Genomic DNA, 12,540 nt, shown 5'->3' with positions numbered 1-12,540 from the left:
ATTGATCAGATCGCGCAAGTCGGACTGAGTTCCCTTCAAGTGATCTACTATTACGCAAAGTTATATTTAGCACAGTGAGTTACCACGCACGGGCACTGACTCTGCGGAACAGGGCAGAGCTAACAGGGATACGATGATTAACATTGTAAAAACCAAGGACGATCTGTAATCAATAGTGACAAAGGGAGATGATCATTCGCTGCGGAAATTGAATTATGGAGGCATGGCAATTACATCACACTACGGACAGAATCTGACATGTGCATCGGCACTGTCTGAGTGTGCAAGTATTACTTTCCATGCCTATCTAAAGCATGGGCTCATTGGTAATGCATTTAAACAATCAATAAGCTCTTATTAAAGGAAAAAAAAGGAACCAGTCGTGGTATCTTAGGGTTTAAGACGCTTTCAGACATAATCATAAAAAGTGCATTCAAATCACCATATATCGCTGTGCTGTGATGAAGTAAGTGGGTGCTCAGAATTTTCTTAAACTGATCTATAGTCTGAATGAAAGTCATGTAGGGACTTTCAACGCTTGGATGCTTAGATTGATAGAATGACGGTTTGTCTGCCAGTTGGTTCACTTCGCAAATGATTTCATAGAGGTTGACTAGACTTTTAATGTAGTGGTCGCGATCATGGATTGTGCAATGTTCCGCCAAAGTACCATAAACATCCTTGGTATATTCATTATGTATGACGAAGGTATTATTTCTTTCGTGATTTATATTCTCAATCATTCCTTCCACAACTACTTTAGCATTTCCTTTTAACGAACACCACTCTTCATCGTTTTTCGCAAGCTTCATTTTAGAGACTATTTCAGAAATGTATTTTCGTTGGCTATCACCCGGATCTGGCTTATGGTAGGCGTTTAATTCAGTTACGTAAGAATTAATGATTCCTTTGTTGTATGTTGCTGCTCCTGGGTTGGTTGCTACGTCGTCACGTAATGCACGCCTCATTGAGTGTTCATAAGGTTCGGAACCGATTCTGCTCATCGATATCTCCTTAACTATTGATGAGTATCATCGCTTATTGTCCCTCTAATAACAGAAGTCCGCCTCGAATATAATCATGAAAAAGGGAATAAGTAATATAAAAAAACATTATCGAGACACGCAAGCAGGTGCCTGCGTGTGAAGAACGAAAAGCGGAGATGGAGCATTTATCGCATGCGTCATTGACTAATCGATTGATGTGTATTTATTCTTTTCGGTTGCTCTATCGAAGGGCATACCATTCCTTATGTTTAAGTGAGTTTGCCATTGCGCCCCAAATATCGGACAGCACATTGACCGTAATTACCATCGCTCCGACGACCATGACCCCGGCGGATATCGCGGAGTAATCCTGCTGGCGAATCGCATCCACCAGCCAGCGTCCTAAACCGGGCCAACTGAACACCACTTCAGTAATGATCGCCAGCGCCAACATGGTGGAAAACTGAAGCCCCAATTGCGGTGCGATCGGTGGCAGTGCATTACGCAGCACATGGCGGCGAATGATGGCCAGGCGCGACAGGCCTAGGGTGGCGGCAGCTTTGACATAATTTTTACTGAACACGTCCGTCGTGCTGATGCGCATCAGTCGGATAACTTCCATCGTGGGGCCGACGGCTAGCACAATGATGGGCAAAATCAGATGGCGCACGGCGCTGATCAGCATTTCATCGCGATAAGGGGTGTCGGATAACCAGGCGTCAATGAGTGCAAATCCGGTCACAGATTCAACCTGATAGAGCAGATCGAAACGGCCTGAAACTGGCAACCAGCCGAGTTGCAGCGAAAACAGCAGCGTGAGCAATAGAGCCAGCCAAAATACCGGAATAGAAAAGCCCACCAACGCGATGGCGCTGATGATGATGTCAGGCGTTTTATTGCGCATCACGCCCGCGGTTACGCCGAGCGGGATACCCACCAACAAAGAGAGTGAGAATGCCAATACGCACAGTTCAATGGTGGCGGGAAGCACCTCCTTCAATTGCACACTGATCGATTCGCAGTTAATCGACGAAATGCCCAGATCGCCGCGCATCAGGCTGCGCATAAAGAAACCGTAGGCGTCAAACAACGTCGCGCCGCCCAGCGGAGCGTTGGGGGTGTAATAGCAGAGGCTGAAGCCGACCAGCGTCAGCAGCAGCAGGGTTATCAGCAACAACAACAGGCGACGCAGCGTAAAAATGATCATGGCTGTTCTCCCTCTTTACCCACCTGTGGTGGCGCTTCTGGCGTCGGGGTGTCACCAAACTCGCGATATACCCCGGCGAAAGAGGCATTGCCAAACGGACTTAATATCAGCCCTTTCATGTCATAGCGATAAGCCAGCATACGCAGCGAAGAGGCCAACGGTAGCACCGGTAACTGCTGTGCCAGTATCTGCTGGGCTTGCTGGTAGTACTCAATGCGTTTGGCCAACTGCTGTGAGGTGAGGGCGCTTTGCAGCACGCTGTCGAACGTAGGATCGCACCAATGCGTATAATTGGTTTGCGAGTGAATCGCGGCGCAACTGAGCAGCGGGTGGAAAAAACTATCAGGATCGTTACTGTCGGTGGTCCAGCCGGAGAGCGTCAGGTCATGGCTCATCTCCATCAGGCGCGCCTCCTGAAAACGGCCTTCGACGGGGACAATGGTCACTTTCACGCCTACCTGTGCCAAATCCGCCTGAATCAACTCCGCGGTCTTTAGCGGGCTGGGATTATAGGATTGCGACGCAACCGGCACCCACAGCTTGAGGTTAAGGTCAGTTGCACCCAGGGTTGTCAGCAAGTGGCGGGCTTCTTCCGGATTGTATTCGGTAATGCGCGATTCGCTGTCATAAGCCCAGGACGCGCGTGGCAGCAGAGACGCCGCCGTTTCTGCCGTGCCGTAATAGATGGACTGCATCAAACGGTCATTGTTGATTGCCAGCGCAATGGCTCGGCGAATGCGCATGTCGTCCAACGGCGGTTTACGCACATTGAAGGCTAGATACGCGATGTTCATCCCCGGACGCAGCGAGAGTCGTAACCGCGGATCGTTGCGCAAAATAGGCAACTGGTTGGCGGCAGGATAAGCCAACACGTCACACTCGCCGTTAAGCAATTTAGAGAGGCGACCGGTGCCTCCGACGCCCAAATCGACGACCACCTGCTGCATTCTCGGTTTTCCACGCCAGTAGCGGTCGTTGCGCATCAAGCGCAGATACTGACCGCTGCGATACGCTTCCAGGCGATAAGGACCGGTACCGACCGGCTCACGATCTAACAGTTCCTTTCTGTCCTGTTTGATCAACTGCTTACCATACTCGGCAGAAAGTACCGGTGCATAGTGGGTCGCCAGATGCCACAAAAAAGAGGCATCCGGACTTTTAAGGCGGATTTCCAGCACATAGTCGCCCAGCTTGTGGATGCTTTGCACCACATCGGCAAACTGCAAACTGGTGAAATAGCGGTATTCACCGCCGTTCACGTCATGATACGGGTGGGTTTTATCCAGCATCCGTTGCAGGCTGAAAATCACGTCATCGGCGTTTAACGGGCGCGTAGGCGTAAACCAATCGGTAGTTTGAAACGGCACATCGTGGCGCAGGTATAAACGGTAGGTAGCACCGTTATCCAGAACTTCCCAACGTTGCGCCAGTTCCGGCATCAAACGGTAGGTGTAAGGGTCCACATCCAGCAGTCGGTCGTAAAGCTGTGCTGCCAGCGTATCGATGATCACGCCGCTGCGCGCCATTTGCGGGTTGAAGGTATTGACCACGTCGTTAACGCAGTACACGAAACCGCTGTGGCGGATATCTTCCCGCTGCACCTGTGCGGGGTCTGCGGCGAACGCAGACCCTATCAGGCAGGCGGAGAACAGCGCGCCTATTTTTATCAGGCAGGAGGTGTATCCAGACATACGATGCGCTTTAGTTGGCTGAAAATCAGAGTTGTCATTATAAGAGTGTACCGCACTCTGCTAAAGCTCCCCACTCCGTAGATGCTCACCTGCTGTATTTTCCGTAAAATTTGGAAAAATGCAGCGCTGAACGGGGTATCAGACGTCTACATCGCTGAGGATAGAGTGCTACCTCACGAAATGATAACTTTTGTTATTTTTTCACTAAGGAATGAACGCCAATTGCCGTTATACAAAAGATAACTCTGAATGGGCCACGAGAATGCAAGATAACAGGGAGAAATGCGTGTGAGTGTAATTTCAGCCTATCCGTCAGCCTTACCATTAACGGCAACCTACAATGCTACGAATAAGGTGTCTGAATCTGATGCCGTCTTAGTCGGACGACAAAAGTCGATCGAAGCGTTAGCCTCGGTAGACTTGACCCTATCGCCTGAAGCATTAGCGCGTCTTAAGGAGGATTTTGCAAATGCGACGCCTCCGAGCCAAGAAGAGCAGGAAGCGGCAAAGAAACAGATGTTGGAGATGAGGAATACTTATCTTGATGAATTGGAGCGCACAGCACCCGGGGTGACGCATCCGCTATACAGTACTGTGGGCTCTGACGTGTCATTGACGGATTTTCGCGCTTTTTTTGCTCTGGCACCCAATGCTACGCGTGAATCGACTCGAGTATTAGCGGATGCCCTTTATGATGCCGTGACCACTCCACTCGAGAGTTCGACAGACAGCACTCAGGCCGCAGGTATTGCATTGATGCGGGAGACGTTGGATTTCATCAACAGCAACTACATACCCGAAGAGTATCAGGCGCAGGTCCGTGCCGATATTGATAACTATATGGAACGGCAACTGACAGCGCGTGATAAAAGCATGAAGCGAATGCTGGATAATGAATTAGATTATGCCAACTTCTTGAAAGATGAGCCTCGTATAGAAGAAGCGCAGGAGAACGTCAGCGCCTATGCTCAGGGTAATTACTGTGCTCAGAGAGAGCTCGGGCAAATGATGGCAATAAGTGAAAGCACAGAGGATACGCAGGTCATGGCGGATAAGCTGACACAGTGGTATTCGCAGATATACAGAGCAAGACGAACAGTTTGATACGCTGATTTCCAGTTGGCAGCAATTCATCGAAAAGTATCAAAAATAGAGAAGAACCCTACCGTTACTACGGAAATGAGAAAAATTCTTAACAAAGTGCTTTTCAAATGATAATGATAACTATTATCACTCATCACGCACTCCAGAAGGCTTCTCGTAAGCGCGGAAGGGGAGCACGACATTGCTCACATTGCTTCCAGTATTATTTTAGCCAGCGTTTGCTGGCTTTTTTATCTGCAATTTATGCCTCATTGCTGGTGATATCGTATTTTTTTAACAGCCCACGCAACTGGTGGTAGGTCAATCCCAACAGCGTTGCTGCCTTACATTGGTTAAAACGCGCTTGAGACAATGCTTTCTCAATGAGGGCTTTTTCTTGTGTCTGCTGCCATTCACGCAGCGCCAGTGGTAAACGCAGTAGGGTAGAAACAACGCAAACTGGAGTAACCGGTGTTTCAGCGGTGCGTTGAAATGGGTTAATAATAATAGCATCCAAGGGTTCTCCCGTCGCGCCATGGCGATAAACCGAGCGTTCAACCACGTTTTTAAGTTCCCGCACATTGCCAGGCCAGGCATAATTTAACAAGGTATCACGGGCGCGCGCAGAAAATCCGGTAAACAGGGGGAGTTGCAATTCCCGGCACATCTGAATGGCGAGGTGCTCCGCCAATAACATGATGTCCTGCTGGCGTTCGCGTAACGGGGGCAGTTGCACCACATCGAAAGCAAGTCTGTCGAGCAGATCGGCGCGAAACTTACCAGCCATAGCGAGTGCGGGCAGATCTTCATTGGTGGCACACACCAGACGTACATCAACCTGAATCGGCTGGCTGCCTCCCACGCGCTCCAAAACGCCGTATTCGATGACGCGCAGCAATTTCTCCTGTACCAGCATTGGCGCTGTTGCTAACTCATCGAGGAACAGCGTGCCGCCGTCGGCACGTTCAAAACGCCCCAGATGACGGCGTTGCGCGCCGGTGAACGCCCCGGCTTCATGGCCGAACAGTTCTGAATCCAGCAGATTCTCATTAAGCGCCGCACAGTTCAGGGAAATAAACGGGCCTTGCCAACGTGGCGACAGGTAGTGCAAGCGGCTGGCAATCAACTCCTTGCCGGTGCCGCGTTCGCCTAACACCAGCACGGGCTTGGTAAGATGTGCCAATTGTGAAACCTGCTCCAGCATTTCAACAAAGCTGTTGGCTTCACCCAGGAGATTCTCCTGACCTTTTTCCATCAGATATCACCTTTTGTTGCGGTTAATTTTGCTAACTATTGGTGTATTTAACTAATCTATCCGATGGTGGCCATTTGTCAAAAATAATAATCAATAATTTCAGTTGGATAAATTTATCGCCATGTTGGCATGCATCTTGTAATAGCAAGGGTGAACGCTAAGGTTGGTCGACATCAAGCATGACGAATCAACATCACCGCCCAGTGCATGCGCACTGTGATATGACCAAGAGGACACTGTAATGGGTATTTTTTCTCGTTTTGCCGATATCGTGAACGCGAACATCAATTCGTTACTGGACAAAGCGGAAGATCCGCAAAAGCTGGTGCGCTTGATGATCCAGGAAATGGAAGACACACTGGTAGAAGTACGCTCCACCTCTGCGCGGGCGCTGGCGGAGAAAAAACAGATTGCGCGTCGTGTCGAGCAGGCTGAATCCCAACAGAGACAATGGCAGGAGAAAGCTGAACTGGCGTTGCGTAAAGACAAAGACGATCTGGCGAGTGCGGCACTGCTTGAAAAACAGAAACTGGCCGACGCGATTGCGGTGCTGACCCGTGAAGCGGAAAATGTGGACGAAACGCTGACGCGCATGAAACGTGAAATTGGTGAGTTGGAAAACAAACTCACAGAAACCCGTGCCCGCCAGCAGGCGCTGTCCCTGCGTCATCAGGCAGCTTCTTCTTCTCGCGATGTGCGCCGTCAACTCGATAGCGGTAAACTGGATGAAGCGATTGCCCGCATCGAACAGTTCGAACGCCGCATCGATTCGATGGAGGCGGAAGCAGAGAGCGTCGGTTTCGGTAAGCAGAAATCGCTGGATCAGCAATTTACCGAGTTGCAGGCTGATGATGAAATCAGCGCCCAGTTGGCCGCGTTAAAAGCAAAAATCAAACCGGAAGCCTGATGGCGACTTGTCTGTTGGGCCGCTCGCACCACATTAACACGCCTATCAAGGAGATATAATGAGCGCTTTGTTTCTTGCCATCCCATTGACCATTTTCATGTTGTTCGTGGCCCCGGTATGGCTTTGGCTGCACTACAGTCAGCGCAAGCAACGTGATGCGGCGCAAGGGGAGGCATCTTGGGGGCAAAGCGATCTCCAGCGTTTGACCACGCTGTCTCAAGAAGCGAAACAGATGCGCTAGCGGATCCAGGCATTGGAAGAGATTCTGGATGCAGAACATCCCCACTGGAAGCAATCATGATAAAAGGAAAATTGAACGCGATGATGAATTCGCACGGTCGCAAGCTGTACCGTTTACCGCAAGAGGGTATGATCAAAGGCGTGTGCGCCGGGCTGGCGCGCTATCGTCCTCGATCCGGCGCCGGCGGGCGCTTATGAGCACGATGATGATGCCGTGCGCCCAAGTCAAACACTGAGCGAGGCCGATGCGGTATTGCGTGACAGTGAAGCGCGTTTGCGTGACATGGAGCGCTATGTCACCTCGGAGACCTTTGCGGTACAAAGCCGTTTTCGTCAACTGTGATGTCATCTACTGGCGTATGAATCATGAGGTATAGAACAAGGAGTGACGGATTGCCCCTAAAGCAACCTTTGCATCATTTACAGCATGAATTTGAAGCCCTGGTTAATCGCAGTGCCGATCGCCAACTGCGATTGGCCGTTACCGGGCTGAGCCGCAGCGGTAAGACCGCATTTATCACCGGGTTTGTCAATCAAGTGCTCAACGTGCATAACGGTGCGCAGTTGCCGCTTTTTTCCGCGGTGCGGGAAGGGAGATTGCTCGGCGCAAAACGGGTTCCTCAGCGAAATCTGGCAGTGCCGCGCTTCGCTTATGACGAAGGCATGATGTCGCTGTTTGGCGATCCGCCTCAGTGGCCGACGCCGACACGCGGCGTCAGTGAAATCTGTCTGGCGCTGCGTTACCGCTCCAACGATTCGCTGCTGCGCCACTTTAAGGATACCTCCACTCTTTATCTGGAGATAGTCGATTATCCCGGTGAATGGCTGCTGGATCTGCCGTTGCTGGAGCAAAATTACCTCGCCTGGTCGCGGCAAATGCTCGGGTTGTTGCAAGGTGAGCGCGCCTTGTGTGCCAAGCCGTGGTTAGATTTGTGCGACAAGCTCGACCCGCTGGTCCCCGCTGATGAAAATCTTCTGGCCGAAATTGCGCAGCGCTACACTGATTACCTGCTGCGCTGCAAGCAGGAGGGGCTGCATTTTATTCAACCGGGGCGCTTTGTGCTGCCGGGTGAATTGGCCGGTGCGCCGGTTCTGCAATTTTTCCCGTGGCCGCAGGCGCAACAACTGGAAGACGTCGCGCTGGCGCAGGCGGATGAAAAAAGCACGCTCGGCATGCTGCGCCGTCGCTATGACTATTACTGTCAAACCGTAGTCAAAGGTTTTTACAAGCACTACTTTTCACGTTTCGACCGCCAGATTGTGCTGGTGGATTGCCTGCAACCGCTCAATCGCGGGCTACACGCTTTTACTGATATGCGTCTGGCGCTGACGCAACTGATGCAAAGTTTCCATTATGGCAAACGCACCTTATTGCGCCGTTTATTTTCGCCGTGCATCGATAAACTGATGTTTGCAGCCAGTAAAGCGGACCATATCACGGCGGATCAGCATGCGAATCTGGTGTCGCTATTGCAGCAACTGGTGCAGGAAGCCTGGCAGAATGCGGCGTTTGAGGGTATCACCATGGATTGCGCGGGCATTGCGTCCGTGCAGTCAACCCAAAGTGGTATCGTGGAATATCACGGGCAGAACCTGCCCGCGTTGCGCGGACATCGTCTTAGCGACGGTGAACCGCTGACGCTCTATCCCGGTGAAGTGCCCGCGCGTTTGCCCGGTGCCGCCTTTTGGCAGCAACAGGGCTTCCATTTTGAAGATTTTCGACCTCAAGCGATGAACTTTGATACGCCGCTACCGCACATTCGGCTGGACAGCGTCATGGAATTTTTATTGGGGGATAAATTGCGATGAGTGAACCGCTAAAGCCGCGCATCACCTTTGATGATGAGACTTTCTCGGCAACCGCACCCACGTTACGCAGTACCGTCGCCTTTGATGATGATGCGTCGCGTCACTTCTCCCCGACGGTGCCCGAAGCAGAATTGAGCAGCGAGGGTGAGGCGGAGGCCGCCGTTGAAGCGGTGTTGCGACCACGCCGCAGCCTGTGGCGCAAACTGGTGATAGCAGGTATCACCTTATTCGGTGCCAGCGCGGTTGCGCAGGGCATCCAATCGGTACATACCGCCTGGCTGGAACAGCAGTGGATCGCTCTGGGTGGGTTGGCGGCGGGCGGTATGATAGTGGCCGCCGGGGCAGGCTCCCTGATTGCCGAGTGGCGGCGTTTGTACCGTTTGCGGGCCCGTGCCGAAGCGCGCGATAAAGCCCGAGAGTTGCTCGGCAGTCACGGTGTTGGGCTGGGGCGCGATTTCTGTGAAAAGCTGGCGCAGCAGGCCGGATTGGATGATGGGCATCCCGCACTCCAGCGTTGGCGTGCCTCGCTGCATGAAACACACAACGATAAAGAAGTGCTGGTGCTTTACGCCAATCTTGTGCAACCGGTGCTGGATAACCGCGCCCGCCGTGAGATCAGCTGTTCTGCGGCCGAATCGACGCTGATGATTGCGGTCAGCCCACTGGCACTGGTGGACATGGCTTTCATTGCCTGGCGCAATTTGCGCCTGATCAATCGTATCGCCGCGCTTTACGGTATTAAACTGGGCTATTTTAGTCGCATTCGCCTGTTTAAATTGGTGTTGCTGAATATCGCTTTCGCCGGTGCCTCAGAGATGATCCGTGAAATCGGTATGGACTGGATCTCGCAGGATCTCGCAGCGCGCCTCTCGGCCCGCGCTGCACAGGGAATTGGTGCTGGTTTGCTGACCGCGCGACTCGGCATCAAAGCGATGGAACTCTGTCGTCCATTGCCCTGGCTCGACGACAAGCCGCAGCTTGGGGATTTCCGGCGTGAATTGGTCGGGCAGATCAAGGCTGTGGTACAGAAAAAAACCACACCAACGCCGCCGTAACGCCCACGAACGCTCGAAATAGCGCCAACGGGAAAAAAGATGTTGCCACCTGTCAACTTTTGCTGACAGGTGGCTTCATCCGTGGGATGGGACGCGTTATGATGCCGGTGATATCCATTCCCCTGGAAGAAGGTAGCTGTTAATGCGTTTGGAAGTCTTTTGTGAAGATCGAATTGGCCTGACGCGCGAGTTGTTAGATTTGCTGGCCTCGCGCGCTATTGATTTGCGGGGCATTAAAATTGACCCCGCCGGACGGATTTACCTGAATTTTGCCACGCTCGGATTTGATGATTTTCGCGTACTGATGGCGGAGATCCGACGTATCGAAAGCGTGCGCGATGTGCGCACCGTGGCGTTCATGCCTTCCGAGCGAGAGCAGCGCGCGATGAATGCCGTTTTGGAATCGATGCCCGAGCCGGTTTTCTCCCTCGATCTGAAAGGCAATATTGAATTGTTCAATCCGGCGATGTTGGCGCTGTTCGAACAATCGGCTGACAGCATCGGCGCTGTCACCATTAACCATTTGATCCCCAATTACAACTTCACACGCTGGCTGGAGCGCGACGATCGCCGGCTGGAGGCGGAGCGTGTGGTGATTCGCGGGCAAGATTTCCTGTTGGAAATCACCCCTGTGTATTTGGATAATGACGCGGGCGAAAGCGTGATTGCTGGCGCGCTGGTCATGCTGAAATCGGCGGTGCGTATGGGCCGCCAGTTACAAGATCTGGCGGTTAACGATGAGAATGAATTTAATCATATCGTCGCCGTCAGCCCCAAAATGCGTCAGGTGGTTGAGCAAGGTAAAAAGCTGGCCATGCTCGATGTACCGCTGCTGATCGTGGGCGATACCGGAACCGGTAAAGATATGCTGGCCCGTGCGTGTCATCTGCGCAGTTCTCGCGGCAAAAAGCCTTTCCTGGCGCTCAATTGCGCTTCACTGCCTGACGATGTGATGGAAAGTGAACTGTACGGTCATGCTCCGGGAGCTTATCCCAATGCGCTGGAAGGCAAAAAAGGCTTCTTTGAGCAGGCCAATGGCGGTTCTGTACTGCTGGATCAGGTGGGCGAAATGTCGCCGCAGATGCAGACCAAGCTGCTGCGTTTTCTTAATGATGGTACCTTCCGTCGGGTAGGGGAAGAGAACGAGGTGCACGTTGATGTCCGGGTGATTTGCGCCACGCAAAAAAATCTGCTGGAACTGGTGCAGCGCGGTGAGTTTCGTGAAGATCTCTATTACCGGCTTAACGTGTTGATACTTGCCTTGCCGCCGTTGCGCGAACGTCCGGCGGATATCATGGCGCTCACCGAACAGTTCGTGGCGCGTTTTGCCGATGAGCAAGGCATTGCCAGACCCCGCATTGCGCCGGAGCTGTATCATCTGCTACCGCAGTACGGATGGCCGGGTAATGTACGCCAGTTGAAAAACACCGTTTATCGTGCGTTGACCCAGTTGGAAGGGCGCGAACTGCGCGTGCAGGATATCGATCTGCCTTCGTTCACCCTTGATACTGTACAGAACGATGACTTGCTTGAGGGGTCACTGGACGATATCAGCAAGCGCTTTGAACGTTCGGTGCTGACCCGCCTTTATCTGGCTTATCCCAGCACTCGTAAACTGGCAAAACGTCTGGGCGTTTCCCATACTGCCATCGCCAACAAATTGCGTGAATACGGATTGAGCCAGCGTAAAGCCGCCGATGAGGCGGAGGAATAATCCAACAAAAACGGCTGCCGAGGCAGCCGTTTTTTTATCCGCTGAAACTTATTTCAGTGCAGCCAGCGCGGCATCATAATCGGGTTCGGTGGTGATTTCGTCCACCAACTCGCTGTGCAGCACGTTGTCTTGCTCATCCAACACCACCACAGCGCGCGCGGTCAGCCCGTGCAGCGGGCCAGCGGCGATAGCAACACCGTAGTTATTCTTGAATTCCGCACCGCGCAGCAGAGAGAGCACTACCACGTTGTTCAGACCTTCTGCACCACAGAAACGCGATTGTGCAAACGGCAGATCGGCGGAGATACAGAGCACCACGGTGTTATCCAGCTCAGAAGCCAATTGGTTAAATTTGCGCACGGAAGCGGCGCAGACACCCGTATCAATACTTGGGAAGATATTCAGGATCTTACGCTTACCGGCGAACTGGGTCAGCGCGACATCGGAAAGGTCCTTGGCAACCAGTGTGAAGGCGGGAGCCTTAGCGCCTTTCTCAGGAAAGTTTCCGGCTACAGCGACAGGATTGCCTTGAAAATGCACATTTTTTGACATTTCTTTGTCCTTCAATTACAGGTGGTTAACACGGACATTAG

The 12,540-nt window shown here is 52.2% G+C and carries 11 protein-coding genes and 1 pseudogene; 7 read left to right on the top strand and 5 right to left on the bottom strand.

The window, feature by feature from the left end; all coding sequences use genetic code 11:
* Positions 1–335 precede the first annotated feature (335 nt).
* The 3 genes from CS369_RS12150 to sapA form a co-directional block, all read right to left on the bottom strand.
* Positions 336–1,004, bottom strand: coding sequence for an NleF caspase inhibitor (locus CS369_RS12150; RefSeq protein ID WP_196907289.1), 669 nt, complete (start codon positions 1,002–1,004; stop codon positions 336–338).
* Positions 1,005–1,227: 223 nt separating this feature from the next.
* Positions 1,228–2,193 carry a putrescine export ABC transporter permease SapB gene (sapB, locus tag CS369_RS12145; protein WP_196907288.1) on the bottom strand — a complete coding sequence of 322 codons (966 nt, stop codon included), beginning with the start codon at positions 2,191–2,193 and terminating at the stop codon, positions 1,228–1,230.
* Positions 2,190–3,884, bottom strand: a complete 1,695-nt coding sequence (gene sapA / locus CS369_RS12140) for an ABC transporter substrate-binding protein SapA (protein ID WP_196907287.1) — start codon at positions 3,882–3,884, stop codon at positions 2,190–2,192. The genes sapB and sapA overlap by 4 nt, the downstream gene beginning before the upstream one ends.
* A 288-nt stretch (positions 3,885–4,172) precedes the next feature.
* Here sapA and CS369_RS12135 point away from each other — a divergent pair, with 288 nt between their 5' ends.
* Complete coding sequence (locus CS369_RS12135; RefSeq protein WP_196907286.1) at positions 4,173–4,988, top strand: hypothetical protein; 816 nt, start codon at positions 4,173–4,175, stop codon at positions 4,986–4,988.
* A gap of 241 nt (positions 4,989–5,229) precedes the next feature.
* Here the strand turns inward: CS369_RS12135 and pspF are convergent, their stop codons facing one another.
* Positions 5,230–6,222, bottom strand: coding sequence for a phage shock protein operon transcriptional activator (pspF, locus tag CS369_RS12130; protein ID WP_196907285.1), 993 nt, complete (start codon positions 6,220–6,222; stop codon positions 5,230–5,232).
* A 241-nt stretch (positions 6,223–6,463) separates the two neighbouring features.
* Here pspF and pspA point away from each other — a divergent pair, with 241 nt between their 5' ends.
* The 6 genes and pseudogenes from pspA (at position 6,464) to tyrR (ending at position 11,947) form a co-directional block, all read left to right on the top strand.
* On the top strand, positions 6,464–7,129 hold the full coding sequence (gene pspA, locus CS369_RS12125; RefSeq protein WP_196907284.1) for a phage shock protein PspA: 666 nt from the start codon (positions 6,464–6,466) through the stop codon (positions 7,127–7,129).
* 58 nt (positions 7,130–7,187) lie between these two features.
* Positions 7,188–7,370 (top strand): envelope stress response membrane protein PspB, encoded by a 183-nt coding sequence (gene pspB, locus CS369_RS12120; RefSeq protein WP_196907283.1) that lies wholly within the window; start codon positions 7,188–7,190, stop codon positions 7,368–7,370.
* Positions 7,371–7,450: 80 nt separating this feature from the next.
* Positions 7,451–7,712, top strand: a pseudogene (locus CS369_RS12115) (PspC domain-containing protein).
* 68 nt (positions 7,713–7,780) lie between these two features.
* Entirely contained in the window at positions 7,781–9,178 is a 1,398-nt protein-coding gene (locus tag CS369_RS12110) for a YcjX family protein (RefSeq protein ID WP_196907294.1), read from the top strand.
* Entirely contained in the window at positions 9,175–10,233 is a 1,059-nt protein-coding gene (locus tag CS369_RS12105; protein ID WP_196907282.1) for a TIGR01620 family protein, read from the top strand. The genes CS369_RS12110 and CS369_RS12105 overlap by 4 nt, the downstream gene beginning before the upstream one ends.
* Positions 10,234–10,375: 142 nt before the next feature.
* Entirely contained in the window at positions 10,376–11,947 is a 1,572-nt protein-coding gene (gene tyrR, locus CS369_RS12100; RefSeq protein ID WP_196907281.1) for a transcriptional regulator TyrR, read from the top strand.
* A 48-nt stretch (positions 11,948–11,995) separates the two neighbouring features.
* Here tyrR and tpx read toward each other — a convergent pair whose 3' ends face one another.
* Positions 11,996–12,499, bottom strand: coding sequence for a thiol peroxidase (tpx, locus tag CS369_RS12095; protein ID WP_196907280.1), 504 nt, complete (start codon positions 12,497–12,499; stop codon positions 11,996–11,998).
* Positions 12,500–12,540 lie beyond the last annotated feature (41 nt).

The sequence above is a fragment of the Candidatus Symbiopectobacterium sp. 'North America' genome (assembly GCF_015762685.1).
Classification (GTDB): domain Bacteria; phylum Pseudomonadota; class Gammaproteobacteria; order Enterobacterales; family Enterobacteriaceae; genus Symbiopectobacterium.
Note: the sequence above shows the minus strand (reverse complement) of the source record. Positions and strands in the feature narration are given on the sequence as shown.